The organism is Salmonella sp. NW722 (assembly GCF_051702785.1).
Taxonomy (GTDB): Bacteria; Pseudomonadota; Gammaproteobacteria; order Enterobacterales; family Enterobacteriaceae; genus Salmonella; species Salmonella enterica.
In genome coordinates this window covers 174837-195490 of sequence record NZ_JAMMIN010000002.1, presented here as the reverse complement: position 1 = coordinate 195490, position 20654 = coordinate 174837, and the positions used below count along the sequence as shown (strand labels likewise).

The following is a 20654-nucleotide window of genomic DNA, read 5'->3' as shown; positions in this document are numbered from 1 at the left end:
TCTCCTGAGAGATTCAAAATTTGCGCGCGATAATAGCATAATTCAAACGGCTACCAGCCACTTCCGCCAGCTTGCCTGCACCAGCGCGCGCTCTTTGCTAAAACACGTCTGCGCCACATGACCGGGAAGCTCCTGCAACGCCAGGTGGTGCAGTTCATCACGCAGTGTGGTGTAGGCTACCGTCAGCGCCTGCGCTTCGTGTTCATCCATAATGCCGTTTTGCGCCAGAAGCTCCAGGATGCGCACGTTATCAGACCAGCGCGTTAATTTAGGTTTTTCATGAGCGTAGCGCAGTACCAGATATTGCGCGATAAACTCAATATCCGTAATACCGCCTTCATCAGCTTTAATATCAAAACGATCACGATGCTTATTGCCGAGATGCGCCCGCATTTTCTCGCGCATTTCACGCACTTCAGTCTGCAATGTCTTGCCGTCGCGCGCCGTCGTCATGATAGTGCGGCGCACCGTATCAAACTGTGAGGTAAGCTGCGGGTCGCCATATACCACGCGAGCGCGTACCAACGCCTGATGTTCCCAGGTCCAGGCTTCATGCTGCTGATAATCGGCAAACGCGTCCGCTGAAGTCACCAGCATTCCCGCCGCGCCAGAGGGGCGTAGACGCGCATCCACCTCATACAAAATGCCGGAGGAGGTGCGCGTACTGAACAGATGCATAATGCGCTGCGCCAGGCGCAGATAAAACTGCCGCCCGTCGATTTCGCGTTCGCCGTTGGTCATGACGTCCATCGGACAGTCATGCAGGAAGATGAGATCCAGATCGGAACTGTAGCCCAGCTCCCATCCGCCCAACTTGCCATAACCGACAACCGCAAACCCCCGCCCCTGGCGCTCGTCCAGATGCGCTGGCTGACCATAACGCGCAACCATTTGCGTCCACGCCTGCTGCACCACAGCATCAATCATCGCCTCCGCCAGCCATGTGAGGTGATCGCTCACTTTCATCACCGGCAGCGTACCGGCAATATCCGCCGCCGCAATCCGCAAAAGCTGTGCCTGTTTAAACTGGCGTAATGCCTCCAGTTGTTGTTCTTCGTCTTCTTCCGGCACGCGCAGTAAATATTGACGTAATTCGTCGCGGTAAGCGTCGGTAGCCGTCGGCTGATAAAGCGTGCCGGGGTCGAGCAGTTCATCAAGCAACAACGGATAACGCGCCAATTGGCTCGCTATCATTGGCGAAGCGGCGCAGAGCATAATCAGGTGTTTCAGCGCGCCGGGAAATTCGCTCAGCAGCTCCAGATAGGTGGTGCGAGTGACAATCCCCGCCAGCAACGGCGTTATCCGCGATAGCGTAACAGCGGCGTCTTCGCGAGAACAGACATCAGCAAGCAGGTGCGGCATCAGTTGGTCCAGCACTTGCCGCCCGCGCGGGCCGATAGGGCGTTTATCCAGTTCCTTACGGAAGTCAGCGATGAGGGTCAGAACTTGTCGCCGATCCTCATCGGCTAAATGCGCCAGCACTGGCGTCGAATCATCCTCCTGTAGCGCATCCTGCCATACTTCACGCCACGGCTCTGAACGTTCTTCCTCCTGCGGGGTATCGGCTTCATCATCGCCAATTAATTCGTTGAATACGCGGCGTACATTAGCCATATGATCCGTCAGTTCGCCAACAAGCTGCGGCCAGTTCTCCGCCTTCATTCCCCAGGCCAGCCGCGCCCGATTCAGATCGTCGGCAGGCAACGTTTGCGTCTGTTCGTCATTGATGCTTTGCAGCAGATTCTCCAGACGACGTAGAAAAAGATAGGCCATGCGCAGTTGCGCCACGTCATTCTCAGGCAGCAAATGCAGCGCAGCGATAGCATCCAGCGTCGGCAGTAACGAACGCGACTGTAGCGACGGCTCGCGTCCGCCGCGGATGAGCTGGAATACCTGCACGATAAACTCAATTTCCCGAATACCGCCCGCGCCAAGTTTAATGTTGTCCTTCAAACCGCGGCGTCGCACTTCGCGGGCGATCATCCCTTTCATATTACGTAGCGACTGGATGACGCTGAAATCGATATAGCGGCGGAAAACGAAAGGCCGCAGCATGGCGCGTAATTCACGAGACCAGGCGTCGTCGTTATCACCCATTAGCCGCGCTTTCACCATGGCGTAGCGTTCCCAGTCGCGTCCTTGTTCCTGATAGTAATCCTCCAGCGCGGCAAAACTCAGGACCAGCGGGCCGCTGTCGCCAAACGGTCGCAGGCGCATGTCCACCCGATAGACAAAACCATCCATTGTGGGCTGATCCAGCGCTTTGATCAGCCGCTGCCCGAGACGCGTAAAAAACTGGGCGTTATCGAGTTCACGGCGTCCGCCCCGGGTCTCGCCATGTTCCGGCCAGGCGAAAATCAGATCGATATCAGAAGAAAAATTCAGTTCGCCGCCGCCCAGCTTGCCCATGCCTAAAATCAGCAGCGGCTGCGGAACGCCCTGCGGGTTACAGGGGGTTCCCCATTCGCGGCAACAGGCGGCATACAGCCAGTCGCGCGCCCCCACAATGAGCGTCTCCGCCAGATGGCTCAACTGTTGTAAAATAGTCTCATCGTCCACCAGCGACAGCGTCTGCGCCCAGGCGATGCGTACCATGATGCGACGACGAAAAAGCCTCAGTTCACGCATCAGCGAGGCGTCGTCACAGACACCTGCCAACGCCTCCTGTAACCAGCCAGCATAATGTCGCCATTCATCAGCCTGCGGCGATGCGGATTCCAGTTCGGCAAGCCACTCCGGATGCGCTATCACGCTATCCAGCGCAAAATCGCTAAATGTAAGTACTGACTTCGCCTGCGCGCTAAGCGATGTCTCAGTAAATCCTTCTGGTAGGCGCTCAACAACGGTCTGCCAGTACTGCGATAAGGGTGAAGAGAGCGGCGTCATTTAGGGGATATCCTTTAAATAATGCCGGATGGCGGCGTTTCGCCTGATCCGGCCTACAAGTCCGCATACCGTAAGCCTGATAAGCGCAGCGTCATCAGGCGCTTTCTACGGTTCTGATTATCGTTTTCCGCTGTGCAACCAGAACGGCTGCTGGTTAATGGCCTCATTACGGAAATGTTCAATTTCAATACGTTGTCCGGTAATAATGGCGTGACGCAATCCCTGCCAGTTCTCCAGCCATGCCTGCGCGACCATCGCATCATAATACCCGGCCAGCAGTAAAACGCTGTCAATATCGCGAGTCAAACGCGGCAACTGGTCGCGATACTTATCACCCAGCGGTTGTCCAAAAACTTTTTTTAATTCAGCAGCATGACGAGAAAGATGAATGTCGGCGAAACGCTTAAAAGAATCGGCCATTTTGGCCTGCGCCTTCGCGTCCAGAAATGGCTGCCAGGCTTTCGTCACCAGCCATTCCGTCAATGCCAGTTTCGCCATCGCCGTTTGCGTACTATAAACGGCTGTGACGGCGGACACCGCGGATGTCATCGTCGCTTCCGCCTGGGTAAGTAGATCACGTAAGTGAGCGCTCGCTTTACGTGGAACAATGCCACCAAAAAGCATTAAGGCATGGCGCACTAATCCCATAGCATCCAGCACGTGTTCTTTCGCCGACTCGTCGCCGCGCAGCCAGAGCTCTTCATGGTACTGCCACTGTGACAACGCCAGATCCAGCGAGGCCTCCAGCCCTTGCTCTACCGTGGCTTTCGCGGCGGTCCGCAGAATTGTCGTTGGTGTATTCTCTCGCGGCGCATTCCCCTGCGCCAGGTGATAACCTCGCGCCGCCTTACTCAGACTGCCCTGACGCAAACCGGTTTGCGACAGCAGTTGCTTCGCCAGTTTTAACACGGCGCGCGTATCGCCGCGAAGCAACTCAAGCTCCAGCTCACAAATCGGTTCGGCAAACTCGCCCGCTTTTACGTCGCCGAGATCGAGCGCAATTTCAATCCTGCTGCCATCAACGTCCAGACACCATTTTTCCCGGTAAAAATCGGTACTGAACAGCGGCTGTACGCTTGATGCCAGGCCAGCGGGCAGTTTGCCATCCGGCCAGACCTCCGCCGGAAGTTGCGTCAGATCCAGCACGGGTTCGCTTAGCGCGACATTGTATTCGGGTCGCTGGTGCAGCCCGCCCGTTACCCGGCCGGCAATTTTCATGGTCATTTCATAGCGCCCATTTTCACCACGAATACGCAGCCCCATATCATGGCGGCGTAGCCAGTTATCAGGCGTTTCGAAGTAGATATTCAGCAACTGGCTGGGCGCATGATGCTCGCCGCCGAGCGTATGAAGATGATTTCGCAGCGCATCTACGGCGTCGTGATTGACGATAAACTTTAATTCGATTTCCTGAGCCATGGCCTTGTACTTATGGGTTATGTCACATCTGGGAAGATTCTTGGCGAACTTACCCGCATTATTTTTGTCAGTAGATAGTATTTTGCGCCAAATTGCCATGCAACGAGCAATTTGACGGGCGTAAAAGTTTGACGTAGCGGCAAAGGCGACACAGATGATTCCGATTGATGTCGACGACTTTGCGTAGCGACACTGATGCCGTTACTATCGTTCCACTTTCTCTGACAATAACGACAGCCTGATGCCAAAATTACGCCTGATTGGACTAACTTTACTTGCGCTTAGCGCCACCGCCGTCTCTCATGCTGAAGAGACGCGTTACGTTTCTGATGAACTGAATACCTGGGTCCGCAGCGGTCCGGGAGATAATTATCGCCTTGTGGGTACCGTCAACGCCGGCGAGGAAGTCACGCTCTTACAGAGCGATGCCAACTATGGTCAAATTAAAGACAGTTCTGGTCGTACTGCCTGGATACCGTTAAAAGAACTGAATACCACGCCAAGCCTGCGTACCCGCGTGCCGGATCTGGAAAATCAGGTCAAAACGTTGACTGATAAACTCAACAATATTGATACCACGTGGAATCAGCGCACCGCCGATATGCAGCAGAAAGTGGCGCAAAGCGACAGCGTCATCAACGGGCTAAAAGAAGAGAACCAGAAGCTGAAAAACGAGCTGATTGTCGCGCAGAAAAAAGTTAGTGCCGCGAATCTGCAACTGGATGACAAACAGCGCACCATTATTATGCAGTGGTTTATGTATGGCGGCGGCGTATTGGGTATTGGCTTGCTGTTAGGGCTGGTGCTGCCGCATATGATCCCAAGCCGTAAACGCAAAGACCGCTGGATGAACTAAATCGCCTTCTCTGCGGCACTGTCTTATCATTAGAGGATGATCGTTTTTAAAAGGAAAGTGGCGTGAAGATTTATCTGGTCGGTGGTGCGGTTCGGGATGCGTTGTTAGGGCTACCGGTTAAAGATAAAGATTGGGTCGTTGTCGGCGCCACGCCGCAGGAGATGCTTGATGCGGGCTACCAGCAGGTAGGCCGTGATTTTCCTGTGTTTCTCCACCCGCAAACTCACGAAGAATACGCGCTGGCGCGTACCGAGCGTAAATCCGGTTCCGGCTACACGGGCTTCACCTGTTATGCCGCGCCGGACGTTACCCTGGAAGCCGATCTCCAGCGTCGCGATCTGACCATTAATGCTCTGGCGCGCGACGATGACGGCCAGATTATCGACCCTTACCACGGGCGCCGGGATCTGGAGGCGCGTCTACTGCGCCATGTCTCTCCCGCGTTTGGCGAAGATCCCTTGCGCGTATTGCGCGTGGCGCGTTTTGCCGCCCGTTACGCTCATCTTAGTTTCCGTATCGCCGATGAAACACTGGCGCTAATGCGCGACATGACCGCGGCAGGCGAGCTGGAACATCTGACGCCGGAACGGGTATGGAAAGAGACGGAAAATGCGCTTACCACCCGCAATCCGCAGGTTTACTTCCAGGTATTGCGCGACTGCGGCGCCCTGCGCGTCCTGTTTCCGGAAATCGACGCCCTGTTTGGCGTGCCCGCGCCGGCAAAGTGGCATCCGGAAATTGATACCGGAGTTCATACGCTGATGACGTTGTCGATGGCCGCCATGCTCAGTCCGCAGCTTGATGTCCGTTTCGCCACGCTTTGTCATGATCTGGGCAAAGGCTTAACGCCGAAAAACCTCTGGCCGCGCCATCATGGCCACGGCCCGGCGGGCGTGAAACTGGTCGAACAGTTATGCCAGCGTTTGCGCGTCCCCAATGACCTGCGTGATTTAGCTAAACTGGTCGCCGAATACCATGATCTGATCCACACCTTTCCGATACTCCAGCCGAAAACGATCGTTAAGCTGTTTGACGCCATTGATGCATGGCGTAAACCGCAGCGCGTCGAGCAGATTGCGCTGACCAGCGAAGCCGATGTCCGTGGACGTACCGGATTTGAAGCGTCGGATTACCCGCAGGGGCGCTGGCTGCGCGAAGCCTGGCAGGTGGCGCAGGCGGTACCAACGAAAGAGGTGGTGGAGGCCGGATTTAAGGGCATTGAGATTCGCGAGGAGCTGACGAAGCGACGAATTGCAGCGGTCGCCAACTGGAAAGAGAAGCGCTGCCCGAACCCCGCCAGCTAAACGCCATCCGGCACGATAAATTGCCTGATGGCGCTGCGCTTATCAGACCGGCAAAACAGTTAGGCCGGACAAGGCGGTACGCCGCCATCCGGCACGGTCAATCATCAGAAGAAGACAACGTAAACGGCAGCCGCCACCACAAAGCGGTAAATCGCAAACGGAATAAACGAGATACGCTTAATCAGTTGCAGGAAGGTCTTGATGGCGATCAGCGCCACCACAAACGCCGTCACAAAGCCCACTGCGAACATCGGAATATCCGCTGCGGTCAGGAATGACCAACTTTTGTAGAGATCCAGAACCGTTGCGCCCATCATCATCGGCACAGCCAGTAAGAACGAGAACTCAGAGGCGGCGTAACGGCTGACGCCCATCAGCATCCCACCGGAAATGGTCGCTCCGGAACGCGAGAAGCCCGGCCACAGCGCCAGACACTGGAAACAACCAATCATAAACGCCTGACGATACGTCATATCATCCAGCCCCGGCGCGCGCGGTTCTTTCGGCTTCAGGCACTCGGCGGCAATCAGCAACAGACCGCCTACCACCAGCGCGTACATCACGTTAATTGGGTTAAATAGCGACTTGATCGTGTCATGAAAGACTAACCCCAGCACCACCGCCGGAATCATGCCCAGCAGGATGTGAATCAACGTTAATCGACCTTTACTTTCACCTTCACGCTGTAGCGGGCGGCCAAAGTGAATACCGATGAGACCAAACAACCGCCGCCAGAACATCACCACGACCGCCAGAATAGATCCAAGTTGAATCACCACTTCGAATGTCTTGGCCGTATCGCCTTCAAACCCCAGCAGATGACCCACAATAATCATATGGCCCGTGCTGGATACCGGCAAAAACTCCGTCAATCCTTCGACCACACCCAAAATTGCCGCTATCAGCAGCGAGTGCATATCGCTCATCAATAAACCCCTAAAATGAAAAACACTGCAAAAATGGATCTCGCGTTAAGACCCCATATATAACCGTTTGGTTTAAAAAATATAAAATTATTTATTTTTATTTCAGATTATTGCCACGCTCAATAATTACCCCTACGTTCGCCGCGCGCGCGACGGCGCCAGGCTTGCTCAGTTTGATGCGAACCCACGGAGAATTGAATCGGCTAAGCAGCAGGTCCGCCACCTCTTCCGCCACGCGCTCGACCAGAGCAAAACGACCGCCTTCGACATGATTTATCACCGTGTCGGCGATATCCGCATAACTTAGACAATCTGCGACATCATCGCTTTTCGCCGACTTGCGGTTATCCCATGCCATTTCGATATCGAACACCAGTTTTTGCTCGATAGTCTGTTCCCAGTCGTAAACACCGATAGTGGTGATTACCGAAAGTTGCTCTATAAATACAATATCCATCACGACCTGCCTGCTTTTTGGCTAACCCGGATACCACTTCCGGCGAAATGTGCGTATTATCCACAGAAATAGTAAATAAAACGACACTTTCAATACGGAACAGCTTATGAGTGCAATCGCGCCTGGAATGATCCTCTTCGCGTACCTCTGCGGCTCAATTTCCAGTGCCATTCTGGTTTGCCGCATCGCCGGGCTGCCCGATCCGCGAGAAAGCGGCTCCGGCAACCCGGGCGCGACGAACGTATTACGAATCGGTGGCAAGGGAGCGGCTGTCGCGGTACTTATTTTTGACATCCTTAAAGGCATGTTGCCCGTCTGGGGCGCGTATGCGTTAGGCGTTACCCCTTTCTGGCTGGGGCTTATCGCTATCGCCGCCTGTCTGGGACATATCTGGCCGGTCTTTTTTGGCTTTAAAGGTGGGAAAGGCGTAGCAACCGCGTTTGGCGCCATTGCGCCCATCGGCTGGGATTTAACCGGCGTCATGGCAGGCACCTGGCTGCTGACGGTCCTGTTAAGCGGTTATTCATCGTTAGGGGCGATTGTCAGCGCCTTGATTGCGCCGTTTTACGTCTGGTGGTTTAAACCGCAGTTCACCTTCCCGGTGTCGATGCTGTCATGTCTCATTTTGCTGCGCCATCATGACAACATCCAGCGTCTGTGGCGTCGCCAGGAGACGAAAATCTGGACGAAGCTGAAAAAGAAACGCCAGAAAGATTGAGCTGGAGCTGCGTCTGGAAGAGGGCCTCAACCGTCTGGGGCTCGGCCCACAAGGATTGACCGGCAATAGCTCGGTGATAGGCGTACATATCGAATCCGCCGCGCGTCACCCTTCCACCATTGGCGTGGTTAGGCGCGATTTTCGGCCTGATCTTCCTGGTGCTGCTGATCGTCACCGGGCTGTTGTGGATGCCCGTCGTTTTGCTGTAAACCCGTTGGGGCGGCATGATGTCGCCCCCTTTTTCCGCTTTTACGCCGCCGGCAGCTCGGCCAGCGGCCAGCGCGGACGTACCGTTACGCCAAGATCCGCCGTAACGCCCGCCTTAAACCGCACCATTCCGGCATAGGCGATCATCGCCCCGTTGTCAGTACAAAACTCCGGGCGCGCATAGAACACTTCGCCGCGGCGTTTTTGCATCATTTCGGCAAGCTTCGCGCGCAGCGTGCGGTTAGCGCTGACGCCGCCCGCCATGACCAGACGCTTAAAACCGGTGCTTTCCAGCGCGCGCTTGCACTTGATCATCAGCGTATCCACGACCGCATCTTCAAAAGCGCGCGCAATATCAGCGCGAGTTTGTTCGTCGTCGCCATTACTACGAATGGTGTTAGCGGCAAAGGTTTTCAGACCGGAAAAACTAAAATCCAGCCCCGGACGATCGGTCATCGGGCGCGGAAAGACAAAACGCCCCGCCGTCCCCTGCGACGCCATTTTCGACAGCATCGGGCCGCCAGGATAATCCAGCCCCAACAATTTGGCGGTTTTATCAAACGCTTCACCGGCGGCATCGTCAATCGACTCTCCCAGCAGTTCGTACTGACCGATTCCGGTCACGCTAATGAGCTGCGTATGTCCGCCGGAGACCAGTAGCGCCACAAACGGGAATTCCGGGGGATTATCTTCCAGCATTGGCGCCAGCAGATGACCTTCCATATGGTGTACAGGAATGGCCGGCACATTCCAGGCAAATGCCAGTGAACGCCCGACGGTTGCGCCGACCAGCAGCGCGCCGACCAGGCCCGGGCCTGCGGTATAGGCCACCGCGTCGATATCGCTCGCCGTCAGACCGGCTTCTTTTAATGCCGCCTGAATCAGCGGCACGGTTTTACGCACATGATCGCGGGAAGCCAGTTCAGGCACTACGCCGCCGTAGTCAGCATGTAATTTCACCTGACTATACAATTGGTTGGCTAACAGACCCTTTTTGTCGTCGTAAATAGCGATGCCGGTTTCATCGCAGGATGTTTCAATACCCAGTACACGCATGACTTGTTTTACCTCGCTCTAATACCGCGCAGTGTAGGTCGAATGCGGGTGGATGTATACCCTCAGTCCCGACTTCGTGTATACTCCCTCCCCTTATAAAAGTCCCGTTCAAAAAAGGCCGCGGTGCTTTACAAAGCAGCAGCAATTGCAGTAAAATTCCGCACCATTTTGAAATAAGCTGGCGTTGATGCCAGCGGCAAACCGAATTAATCAAAGGTGAGAGGCACATGCCGGTAATTAAAGTACGTGAAAACGAGCCGTTCGACGTAGCTCTGCGTCGCTTCAAGCGTTCCTGCGAAAAAGCAGGTGTTCTGGCGGAAGTTCGTCGTCGTGAGTTCTATGAAAAACCGACGACCGAACGTAAGCGCGCTAAAGCTTCTGCAGTGAAACGTCACGCGAAGAAACTGGCTCGCGAAAACGCACGCCGTACTCGTCTGTACTAATCTTTTGAGAGCGGGCTGCTCTCAATTCAGATCGAGTTGTAGTTGTAAGGCCGTGCTTCCGAAAGGAATGCGCGGCTTGTTTTCGTTTATGCATTAGCATATACACAAAATCATTCATGCTGCGTCCAGGCGGCAAGAGAGTAAATCCCCGGCGCTTACGCAAGTCAGCGACAGGGGTGAGCGAACGTAGCCAACACTACGGCAGCCTGAAGAATGACGTGTATAAAAGGGGCATATGGCTGGACGAATCCCACGCGTATTCATTAATGACCTGCTGGCGAGAACCGATATCGTCGATCTGATCGACGTGCGCGTAAAACTCAAGAAACAGGGCAAGAACTATCACGCGTGTTGTCCATTCCATAATGAGAAAACCCCTTCTTTCACCGTAAACGGTGAAAAACAGTTTTATCACTGCTTTGGATGCGGCGCGCATGGCAATGCGATCGACTTTTTGATGAATTACGACAAGCTCGAATTTGTCGAAACCGTCGAAGAATTAGCGGCCATGCATAACCTGGAAATTCCCTATGAAGCAGGCACCGGGCTTAGCCAGATAGAGCGCCATCAACGGCAAAACCTCTATCAGTTGATGAATGGTCTGAATGACTTTTATCAGCAGTCGCTTACCCATCCTGCGGCAAAACCTGCGCGTGACTATCTGCAAAAGCGCGGTCTGAGCGCTGAAATTATTCAGCGTTTCGCCATTGGCTTCGCGCCGCCAGGTTGGGATAACGCGTTAAAGCGCTTCGGTAATAACAGCGATAACAAGGCATTGTTGCTGGATGCCGGGATGCTGGTCAATAACGAGCAGGGCAGCACTTACGATCGTTTCCGTAATCGGGTCATGTTCCCTATTCGGGACAAACGCGGCAGGGTGATTGGTTTTGGCGGTCGAGTTCTGGGGAACGACACGCCGAAATACCTTAACTCTCCGGAAACGGACATTTTCCATAAAGGCCGCCAGCTATATGGTCTTTATGAGGCTCAGCAATATAGTGCTGAACCGCAACGCTTGCTTGTGGTCGAAGGTTATATGGATGTCGTCGCACTAGCGCAATACGACATTAACTATGCGGTCGCTTCGCTGGGTACCTCAACCACGGCAGACCATATGCATATGTTATTCCGGGCGACGAACAACGTAATTTGCTGTTACGACGGCGACCGGGCTGGCCGTGATGCCGCCTGGAGAGCGCTGGAAACAGCAATGCCTTATATGACCGACGGTCGGCAGGTACGCTTTATGTTTTTACCTGACGGCGAAGACCCGGATACGCTGGTGCGTAAAGAAGGCAAGGCGGCTTTTGAAGCGCGGATGGAGCAGGCGCAGCCGCTCTCTACGTTTCTGTTTAATAGCCTCCTGCCGCAGGTGGATTTAAGCTCGCCGGATGGCAGCACGCAGTTAGCCGCACTGGCGCTGCCGCTCATTAATCAGGTGCCTGGCGACGCACACCGTATTCAGTTGCGCCAGACGTTGGGGCTGAAGTTAGGCATTTTCGATGATAGTCAGCTTGATCGTTTAGTGCCAAAACAGGCGGAAAGCGGCGTTTCCCGCCCGGCTCCGCAGCTAAAACGCACGACCATGCGTATACTGATAGGATTACTGGTGCAAAACCCAGATCTCGCGCCGTTAGTGCCGCCATTAGACGCGCTGGATCAGAATAAGCTGCCTGGACTTGGCTTATTTAAAGAATTGGTCAAAACTTGTTTGGCTCAGCCAGGTCTTACTACCGGACAACTTCTGGAACTCTACCGTGGCACAAATGATGCTGCGACCCTTGAAAAATTATCGATGTGGGACGATATAGCAGATAAGGCGATTGCCGAAAAAACCTTTACCGACTCACTCAACCATATGTTTGATTCGCTGCTGCAACTGCGACAAGAAGAGCTGATCGCTCGCGATCGCACTCATGGTTTAAGCAGCGAAGAACGCCGAGAGCTCTGGACGTTAAACCAGGAGCTGGCCAGAAAATGAATTTAACGGCTTAAATGCCGCATATCGATCGGGAAGCCCCCGACAGCCGCAGTGAGAGGCAGCGGCCAAAATATAAGTATGCCCTCGCTTTAAATGTCGACAGCTATACCGTCGACACCAATCAAACGAATAAGTGTGGATACCGTCTTATGGAGCAAAACCCGCAGTCACAGCTGAAACTTCTTGTCACCCGTGGTAAGGAGCAAGGCTATCTGACCTATGCTGAGGTCAATGACCATCTGCCGGAAGATATCGTCGATTCAGATCAAATTGAAGATATCATCCAAATGATCAACGACATGGGTATTCAGGTAATGGAAGAAGCGCCTGATGCCGATGATCTGCTGCTGGCTGAAAATACCACCAGCACCGATGAAGATGCGGAAGAAGCTGCTGCACAAGTTCTGTCCAGTGTTGAGTCTGAAATCGGTCGTACGACTGACCCGGTACGCATGTATATGCGTGAAATGGGCACTGTTGAACTGTTGACCCGGGAAGGCGAAATCGACATCGCTAAACGTATCGAAGACGGGATCAACCAGGTTCAATGCTCCGTTGCCGAATACCCGGAAGCCATTACCTATCTGCTGGAACAGTACGATCGCGTTGAGGCTGAAGAGGCTCGTTTGTCCGATCTTATCACCGGCTTTGTCGATCCGAACGCGGAAGAAGAGATGGCGCCGACCGCAACTCACGTCGGTTCTGAACTCTCCCAGGAAGACCTGGATGATGACGAAGACGAAGATGAAGAAGACGGCGACGATGACGCCGCCGATGACGACAACAGCATTGACCCTGAACTGGCACGCGAAAAATTCGCTGAGCTGCGCGCGCAATACGTCGTTACGCGCGACACCATCAAAGCGAAAGGCCGCAGCCATGCTGCCGCGCAGGAAGAGATTCTGAAGCTGTCTGAAGTGTTCAAACAGTTCCGTCTGGTACCGAAGCAATTCGACTATCTGGTCAACAGTATGCGCGTGATGATGGATCGCGTGCGTACTCAGGAACGTCTGATCATGAAGCTCTGCGTCGAGCAGTGCAAAATGCCGAAGAAGAACTTTATCACGCTGTTTACCGGTAACGAAACCAGCGAAACCTGGTTCAACGCCGCTATCGCGATGAACAAACCGTGGTCGGAAAAACTGCACGATGTCGCGGAAGAAGTGCAACGCTGTCTGCAAAAACTGCGGCAGATTGAAGAAGAGACCGGTCTGACCATCGAACAGGTGAAAGACATCAACCGTCGCATGTCTATCGGGGAAGCGAAAGCCCGCCGTGCTAAGAAAGAGATGGTTGAAGCGAACTTGCGTCTGGTTATTTCTATCGCTAAGAAATACACCAACCGTGGCTTGCAGTTCCTTGACCTGATTCAGGAAGGCAACATCGGTCTGATGAAAGCGGTAGATAAATTTGAATACCGTCGTGGTTACAAGTTCTCCACCTACGCTACCTGGTGGATTCGTCAGGCGATCACCCGCTCTATCGCCGATCAGGCGCGCACCATCCGTATTCCGGTGCATATGATTGAGACCATCAACAAGCTCAACCGTATTTCTCGCCAGATGCTGCAAGAGATGGGCCGCGAGCCAACGCCGGAAGAGCTGGCTGAACGGATGCTGATGCCGGAAGATAAAATTCGTAAGGTGCTGAAGATTGCCAAAGAGCCAATCTCCATGGAAACGCCGATCGGCGACGATGAAGATTCGCATCTGGGTGATTTCATCGAGGATACCACCCTCGAGCTGCCGCTGGACTCTGCCACTACCGAGAGCCTGCGTGCCGCCACTCACGACGTTTTGGCTGGCCTGACCGCTCGTGAAGCGAAAGTGCTGCGTATGCGTTTCGGTATCGATATGAACACCGACCACACGCTGGAAGAAGTGGGTAAACAGTTCGATGTTACCCGCGAACGTATCCGTCAGATCGAAGCGAAGGCGCTGCGTAAACTGCGCCACCCGAGCCGTTCTGAAGTGCTGCGCAGCTTCCTCGACGATTAATTCGCCGTACACGTATAAACGCCGCCGCAAGGCGGCGTTTTTTTATCAGGCCATGCGCAAGCGCCCTATTTGGCCTGCAGAATTTCTACACAGCGCGAGTATTCGCGCCCTCATTCCCCATTGCTATAGCCCACGCATAATGAGCGCTTGATCCAGTTCGCGATAGGCCTCGACCAGTTTTTCCGTTTTAATTCGGTTTAAGCCGCTGGGATTCGGCAACACCCACACCATCGTCGCGCCAATGGCGATCTTTTGTTTACCCCAGGCGATACCGCGCTGGCTGAATCCCTGTTCAAAAGCCTGTTTACCAAGCACCGCCAGCGCCGCGGGCTGATAGTCCTCTATCTTTTCAATCAGGTTGCGTCCGCCGCTACGTAATTCATGCAACTTCACCTCAGTCGCTTGTACCGTCGGTCGGTCGACGAGTTTCGTTACCCCGCAGCGAAAATCCAGTAATTTTTCCGCCTCTTCCGGTTTCAACTGCCGATCGGTGAAACCGGCCAAATGAATAACTTTCCAAAAACGATTCGCGGGATGTGCAAACGGAAAGCCGGTATTCGCCGAGGAGAGTCCCGGATTGATGCCGCAAAAAACCACCCGTAGCCCTGGCGCCAGTATGTCCTTAACCATTATTACTCCTGAGCAATACAACGTTCTTTAAGTATAACGGGTTGAAAACACATTGTTTATAAAAACAGCACCCGCACGGTTACGGCTGGATTACAGCGTAAAGTTACATTATAATCCACCGCCACGGCCCCTTAGCTCAGTGGTTAGAGCAGGCGACTCATAATCGCTTGGTCGCTGGTTCAAGTCCAGCAGGGGCCACCAAATTTTAGCTTTAAAATCATATAATTAAGCCACTCTAAAGAGTGGCTTTTTTGTTTCTGACAGGGCTCGCCCCATACCGCTATTTACGATGCCAATAGGCTGCCGCACGTACCAGGTGTAGATCAAACCCCTTTTCAAAGCACTGACTTAAACGTTTTACCGTTTTGCCTTCGCCAGTAATCCAGATGAAATAGTCTGATTCTGGTATTGTCAGCTGCGACAGGCGCGTTTGCATTGCCTGTTCATCGCCGCCAACAACATATTCCACAGTAATATCCGTCAAATGGGCGAGATAATCGCGGTATGCCGCATCCTGAATGCTCACCAGCGCGGTTACCGCAGGGCGCGCAGGCAGACGACTAAGCGATTCCAGACGACGACGTAGCGCAGGCATACCGGACTCATCGCAGACATAAACCTGACAGGCATAATCTTCCGGCACCACCAGCGAACCGCGCGGCCCGCCAATCGTCAGTGTATCGCCTTCACGGGCTTCCATTGCCCAACGGCTGGCTACGCCACCATCGTGGATAAAGAAATCCAGCGCCAGCTCGCGACGCGCCTCATCATACAGCGGCGTGTAATCCCTGGAGACCGGACGAACGCCCTCCCCCCAGATAATGCCTTCCTCAGTGACTGTCGGAGGCGTAAAGCGACAGCCTGGCTCAGGGAAAAAAACTTTCGTGTGATCGTCAAAGCCCAGGGAGGTGAAACCGTCCAGCGCCTCGCCGCCAAGTACGATCCGCTGAAATCCTGCGCTAATACGTTCTACCCGCAGAACGGTCAGCTCGCGAAAACGCAGTTCATTACGAACACGCTGTGGGTAGCGTACGGATGATGTCGTCATTTTTTGCCTTCGTGAAGTAATACGATATATCTAAATCAAAGCTTTAAATGATAATGATTGTTAATCAGTAAAAATGCAACTGTTTTTTGATAGTGATCTGGCAACGCGTCGCTAACTATAACCTTAGAATAAAACGTTATAAATTAATAGATTATAGCAACAATCGCTTTTACCCTTGCTAAAACCCATCATTTAGATATAAATTAGATATATCTAAATAAGCAGGAGGTAATGATGCAAAATCAACATGAAGGGTGTTGCAAAAACCGGGATCATAAGCACGATGGTTGCTGCAAAGATCGCGAACATCAGCATGAAGGCTGCCATAGCGCGCATCAGCATGAGAACGCCAGTTGCGGCGGCGAACACCGTCACGGACACGGCTGTGGTCGTCATGGACAGGGCGGTGGTCGACGCCAGCGATTTTTTGGCCACGGGGAACTTCGGCTGGTCATTCTTGATATCCTGACCCGGGACGCCAGCCACGGCTATGAACTGATTAAAGCGATAGAAAACCTGACGGGGGGCGGCTATACGCCAAGCGCTGGCGTGATCTACCCTACGCTGGATTTTTTACAGGATCAGCAATTTATCACGATTAGCGACGAAGAAGGCGGGCGGAAAAAAATCGCGATTACCGCGAACGGCGCGCAATGGCTTGATGAAAATCGCGAACACCTGACGCATATTCAGGCGCGGCTAAAAGCCCGTTGTGTGGGCATGGAGTTACGTAAAAATCCGCAGATGAAGCGGGCGCTGGATAACTTCAAGGCCGTGCTGGATCTGCGGATAAACCACAGCGATATCAACGACGCGCAAATCAAACGCATTATCGGCGTGATTGATCGCGCGGCGCTGGAAATCGCCGAACTGGATTAAGCGGGCTGCGTGTCCTCTTCGCGGACGCGGAACACGTTAACCAGCTCTTTTAAATGTAACGCCTGTTCGTTCAGCGACGCTGCGGCGGCAACAGACTCTTCCACAAGGCAGGAGTTTTGTTGCGTGGCGGCGTCAATCAGGCCAATCGCGCTGTTAATCTGCGAAATACCGTCAGTTTGCTCGCGGCTGGCCTGCCCAATCTCACGTAATATCACATCCATCTCTTCGACGTTATCCACCATGCCATTAATCAGGGCGCTGGCTTTCTCCACCAGGTGCATCCCTTCCTGAGTCTGACTGGTTGAATCTTCAATCAAATTACGGATTTCACTGGCTGACGAGGCGCTCTTTTGCGCCAACTGGCGAACCTCTCCGGCGACAACGGCAAAACCACGTCCATGTTCGCCCGCGCGCGCCGCTTCAACCGCCGCGTTCAGCGCCAGAATATTGGTCTGAAAGGCAATGGAATCAATGATATTGATGATATCCGACATACGATTTGCCGTGTCGTTAATGACGCGCATTTTCTGCGTCACTTGATTCATCATCTCCCCATTGTTTTTCACCACGCTGGCGGCACCGGCAGAGAGTTTGGTCGCTTCACTGGTATGGTCAGCCGTATTTTTAACCGTGGCGGTAATCTGTTCCATCGACGCCGCCGTTTCTTCAACCGAGCTGGCCTGCTCTTCCGTACGCGCCGCCAAATCCTGGTTACCGGCGACAATTTGCGCCGCCGCCGTGGAGATACTCTCCGAACCGTTTTGCACTTCCTGTACGATATCCAGCAGACGCGTTTTCATCGCCATTAATGCTTGCAGTAGTACGCCTGTTTCATCTTTATAGTCGGTGGTGATATGACGAGTCAGATCGCCATCGGCAATCGCCTCGGCAAAGCGTACTGCGTCATCAAGCGGCCGGGTAATAGAACGCACAATATACCATCCCATTACGCCTCCGGCGGCGATGCTTATCAGCGCCAAAGTGATTAACAGCGTCCGATTATTTTTAAAATCCTCTTTGACCTGCACGCTCGCTTCATGCATCTGCGCGTCCTGAACAGCGATAAGTTCCTGGACTTTGTCCTTATAGACTTTTTGCACCTGCACCGTTCTGGTCATCATCTCCTGAATGGCCGCCTGACGATTATTGCTTTGAATATCTTTCAAAATACGGAATCTGGACTCCAGGTATTGCTGGCGCGCTTCACGGATCTCATTAATGATTTTCTGTGAATCCGCATCGTGACTATTTTCCCTGGAAAGCTCATCCAGTAGCGCCGAAATGCGCTGGCTTATCTCACTGAGTTCTTTCTGCGAGCTCTGGCTCCAGCGCCCCTCTTCATCCAGTAACATGAGCTGCTGCGCGATGATGAAATCATTAAAATTATCGATTAACAGATTGGCTTTTACCGTGGTGGGATAATCATTGGTAATAATGTCCTGCATACCCGTATTAGCCCGATCAAGGCTAAACAAAGACAGAGCGGAACTCACCACCATGAGAACAATGAATAAGCCAAAGGCCATAAATAATTTTGAACGTATTTTAATGTTATGCAAAAACATATTTTCTCCCTGGGATTGCATATCCTCATACAGAAAGATCTATCGGCAATAATGTTACTAACTTTATGATATTGATCGCTTTTTATTTCGGAACATTATTAGTAAGTAATATTTATTGTTCACAGAAAGATGAACCAAAAGTGACATAAATTGGCACTAATAATGAAAGAAATACGCTAAAAGGTTAACCATTTCTTATTTATTAACTGAGTTTATACCTATTAATAGGTAGGCAAGAAGAAGGAATAAATATCACATTATTTTTAACATCACAGGCCACTGATACTCTCTATGATGGCAGGCACCGCCTTCTATCAGAGCGCATCCGCCCGGTAAGCTTGTTGCTACCGGGCGGATGTCATTACCGTTGCTACCTACAAATAAACTTAATGCAGTACCGTGACCGCATCCTCCAGCCGGCTGGCACGGTGTTTTACCATCGCGGAGACTTGTGCGCTCTCTTCCACCAGCGCCGCATTCTTCTGGGTTATGCGGTTCAACTCGTCCACGGCGCGAGTCAGGCTGGAAAGCCCATCTGTCTGTTCCTGCGTCGACTGGCTGATCCGTGCGATAAGCAGGGTGACATTTTGCACCTGGGCTACAATGTCATCCATGGTACGGCCTGCGGCGTGAACCTGCTCGGAGCCTGACTGCACCTTTGTTGCGCTGGCGTCAATTAATTTACGAATATCGTTCGCCGCATTAGCGCTACGGCTGGCAAGATGGCGTACCTCGCCAGCAACCACGGCAAACCCTTTCCCCTGCTCGCCCGCTCTCGCCGCTTCTACCGCCGCATTCAGCGCCAGGATATTCGTCTGAAAAGCGATATCGTTAATTAGCGTGGTGATCGTCCCGATACGTTGCGTACTGTGAGCGATATCATCCATCGTTTTAATCACCGTATCCATCGCCTCACCTCCCTGAGTCGCCGCGCTACTGGCCGCCATGGAAAGCTTATCCGCAGCGGAAGCCGTCTCGGAATTGAGCTTCACGGACTCCGCCATCTGGTTCATGGTCGTTACCGTTTCCTGAACATTCTCCACGGTCTGACGGGTGTGTTCGTTCAGATCATTGTTACCCTTCGCCAGCCTTTCACTGCCGTTTCTGACGCTGGAAACCTGACTTGATACGTCATTGATCAGCCAGCGGCACATCAAGCCAAGCTGCCCCACGGCCCTCAGCGTCAGCCCCAACTCATCGCTACGATTAAGGTGTTGTACGCTGTTGCGTTCGCCGGTCGCCACTTTCAGCGCCTGCGTCGCCACATTTTCAATGGGACGCACAATTTGCCATTCAAATAGCGCCGTACCTGCCAGCATCGCCAACGCGCCCAACAGCAACGCCTGCCATGACGCATCCGTACCGAACAGCGCCAACACCAGCATTACGGCCATTAGCCCCATAATGCTACGCACTCGCCAGCGAACAGGCATAGCGGGCAGTTTGCCCAGCAAGCCCTGACGAACCACCAAGCCTTTATGAATACGTTTACTACACCGCCCTTCATTTAGCGCCTGATATAAAGGCTCGACGGCGGCAATCTCATCATCCGTGGCGCGGGTACGGATCGACATATATCCCGTCACACGCCCTTCACGTATCATCGGTACCGCGTTGGCCCTCACCCAATAATGGTCGCCGTTTTTACGCCGGTTTTTCACAATGCCGCTCCACGGTTCGCCCTGTTTTAGGGTATACCACATATCTGCGAAGGCAGCTTTCGGCATATCCGGATGACGCACCAGATTATGTGGCTGCGCCAGTAACTCGTTTAACTGATAGCCGCTCACCTGGACAAAAGTGTCATTGGCGTGAGTGATATAGCTTTCCAGGTCGGTCGTAGACATCAGAGTGGTATCATCATCCAGCGGGGTATTTAGCTGGCTGACGTAGGGATGAGAAGACATGATAGCGTCCTGTGCAGGTTATCTGGATGTTAATTTTTCGCTCAGATGTTATTTCGGCGCTAATCTATTTATCTTTAGTTGTTAAAATTGCTCTGGATCGCAATTTGCGATTAATCCTTAATATTTGTACGATTTTCACCTCATCCTGCGCCTTATTTTCATTATGAAATTGTTTAGCGTGGACAACCTTTTTCTTTAAAATCTGCCCTGGCTCACCTTTTTCTCACGCCGCCTCTAACGCAACACACCGTAAACCGTAAAACAAGATCTGCTCAAAATGCATCCAATTGTTAACACATGACATTAAATGTTGTGTAAATGTGATTATTCCTGGTGTTTATCCCGATTTTCACTATGGGCTTAGACCCCCGCTAA

16 protein-coding genes, 1 tRNA gene and 1 pseudogene are annotated in these 20654 nt (G+C 52.9%); 9 read left to right on the top strand and 9 right to left on the bottom strand.

Features of this window, described 5'->3' with window-relative positions; translation table 11 throughout:
• Positions 1-42 precede the first annotated feature (42 nt).
• Together glnE and NA330_RS05255 are read right to left on the bottom strand one after the other, a co-directional pair.
• Positions 43-2886 (bottom strand): bifunctional [glutamate--ammonia ligase]-adenylyl-L-tyrosine phosphorylase/[glutamate--ammonia-ligase] adenylyltransferase, encoded by a 2844-nt coding sequence (gene glnE / locus NA330_RS05260; RefSeq protein ID WP_023242506.1) that lies wholly within the window; start codon positions 2884-2886, stop codon positions 43-45.
• 117 nt (positions 2887-3003) lie between these two features.
• The gene (locus NA330_RS05255; RefSeq protein WP_023195113.1) at positions 3004-4305 is read right to left on the bottom strand and encodes a CYTH domain-containing protein; all 1302 of its coding nucleotides are present in this window, start codon (positions 4303-4305) and stop codon (positions 3004-3006) included.
• A gap of 241 nt (positions 4306-4546) precedes the next feature.
• Between NA330_RS05255 and NA330_RS05250 the strand changes: the two genes are divergently transcribed.
• The gene (locus NA330_RS05250) at positions 4547-5161 is read left to right on the top strand and encodes a TIGR04211 family SH3 domain-containing protein (protein ID WP_001125344.1); all 615 of its coding nucleotides are present in this window, start codon (positions 4547-4549) and stop codon (positions 5159-5161) included.
• Positions 5162-5223: 62 nt separating this feature from the next.
• On the top strand, positions 5224-6465 hold the full coding sequence (locus NA330_RS05245; RefSeq protein ID WP_023206363.1) for a multifunctional CCA addition/repair protein: 1242 nt from the start codon (positions 5224-5226) through the stop codon (positions 6463-6465).
• Positions 6466-6569: 104 nt separating this feature from the next.
• Here the strand turns inward: NA330_RS05245 and bacA are convergent, their stop codons facing one another.
• Positions 6570-7391 carry an undecaprenyl-diphosphate phosphatase gene (gene bacA / locus NA330_RS05240; RefSeq protein WP_001281933.1) on the bottom strand — a complete coding sequence of 274 codons (822 nt, stop codon included), beginning with the start codon at positions 7389-7391 and terminating at the stop codon, positions 6570-6572.
• A 97-nt stretch (positions 7392-7488) separates the two neighbouring features.
• On the bottom strand, positions 7489-7848 hold the full coding sequence (folB, locus tag NA330_RS05235; protein ID WP_000355776.1) for a bifunctional dihydroneopterin aldolase/7,8-dihydroneopterin epimerase: 360 nt from the start codon (positions 7846-7848) through the stop codon (positions 7489-7491).
• 106 nt (positions 7849-7954) lie between these two features.
• On the opposite strand from folB, the gene plsY reads away from it, so the two are divergent.
• Together plsY and NA330_RS05225 are read left to right on the top strand one after the other, a co-directional pair.
• A complete protein-coding gene (gene plsY / locus NA330_RS05230; protein WP_001272784.1) occupies positions 7955-8566 on the top strand; it encodes a glycerol-3-phosphate 1-O-acyltransferase PlsY in 612 nt (203 codons plus the stop codon).
• Positions 8550-8693: pseudogene (locus NA330_RS05225) on the top strand (fumarate hydratase); the annotation flags it as partial. The gene plsY and the pseudogene NA330_RS05225, both read left to right, overlap by 17 nt.
• Positions 8694-8815: 122 nt before the next feature.
• On the opposite strand, the gene tsaD reads toward NA330_RS05225, so the two are convergent.
• Positions 8816-9829 (bottom strand): tRNA (adenosine(37)-N6)-threonylcarbamoyltransferase complex transferase subunit TsaD, encoded by a 1014-nt coding sequence (tsaD, locus tag NA330_RS05220; RefSeq protein ID WP_001264391.1) that lies wholly within the window; start codon positions 9827-9829, stop codon positions 8816-8818.
• Positions 9830-10056: 227 nt separating this feature from the next.
• Between tsaD and rpsU the strand changes: the two genes are divergently transcribed.
• The 3 genes from rpsU to rpoD all read left to right on the top strand — a co-directional run bounded on the left by rpsU (position 10057) and on the right by rpoD (position 14250).
• Positions 10057-10272: a 30S ribosomal protein S21 gene (gene rpsU, locus NA330_RS05215; protein ID WP_001144069.1), complete on the top strand. Its 216-nt coding sequence runs from the start codon at positions 10057-10059 to the stop codon at positions 10270-10272.
• A gap of 235 nt (positions 10273-10507) precedes the next feature.
• Positions 10508-12253, top strand: a complete 1746-nt coding sequence (gene dnaG, locus NA330_RS05210) for a DNA primase (protein WP_000918865.1) — start codon at positions 10508-10510, stop codon at positions 12251-12253.
• A gap of 14 nt (positions 12254-12267) precedes the next feature.
• Positions 12268-14250 (top strand): RNA polymerase sigma factor RpoD, encoded by a 1983-nt coding sequence (gene rpoD, locus NA330_RS05205; RefSeq protein WP_001120159.1) that lies wholly within the window; start codon positions 12268-12270, stop codon positions 14248-14250.
• 123 nt (positions 14251-14373) lie between these two features.
• Here the strand turns inward: rpoD and mug are convergent, their stop codons facing one another.
• Complete coding sequence (gene mug / locus NA330_RS05200) at positions 14374-14880, bottom strand: G/U mismatch-specific DNA glycosylase (RefSeq protein WP_000237776.1); 507 nt, start codon at positions 14878-14880, stop codon at positions 14374-14376.
• A 125-nt stretch (positions 14881-15005) separates the two neighbouring features.
• Here mug and NA330_RS05195 point away from each other — a divergent pair.
• Positions 15006-15081, top strand: a tRNA-Ile gene (locus NA330_RS05195).
• 79 nt (positions 15082-15160) lie between these two features.
• Here the strand turns inward: NA330_RS05195 and NA330_RS05190 are convergent.
• Positions 15161-15928, bottom strand: a complete 768-nt coding sequence (locus NA330_RS05190; protein ID WP_023242505.1) for a siderophore-interacting protein — start codon at positions 15926-15928, stop codon at positions 15161-15163.
• 231 nt (positions 15929-16159) lie between these two features.
• Here NA330_RS05190 and NA330_RS05185 point away from each other — a divergent pair, with 231 nt between their 5' ends.
• Positions 16160-16807: a PadR family transcriptional regulator gene (locus tag NA330_RS05185; protein ID WP_000983434.1), complete on the top strand. Its 648-nt coding sequence runs from the start codon at positions 16160-16162 to the stop codon at positions 16805-16807.
• Here the strand turns inward: NA330_RS05185 and NA330_RS05180 are convergent.
• Together NA330_RS05180 and NA330_RS05175 are read right to left on the bottom strand one after the other, a co-directional pair.
• Positions 16804-18372: a methyl-accepting chemotaxis protein gene (locus tag NA330_RS05180; protein WP_000478462.1), complete on the bottom strand. Its 1569-nt coding sequence runs from the start codon at positions 18370-18372 to the stop codon at positions 16804-16806. The genes NA330_RS05185 and NA330_RS05180 overlap by 4 nt on opposite strands.
• Before the next feature lie 386 nt (positions 18373-18758).
• Positions 18759-20279, bottom strand: coding sequence for a methyl-accepting chemotaxis protein (locus tag NA330_RS05175; RefSeq protein WP_000094649.1), 1521 nt, complete (start codon positions 20277-20279; stop codon positions 18759-18761).
• Positions 20280-20654: the final 375 nt, after the last annotated feature.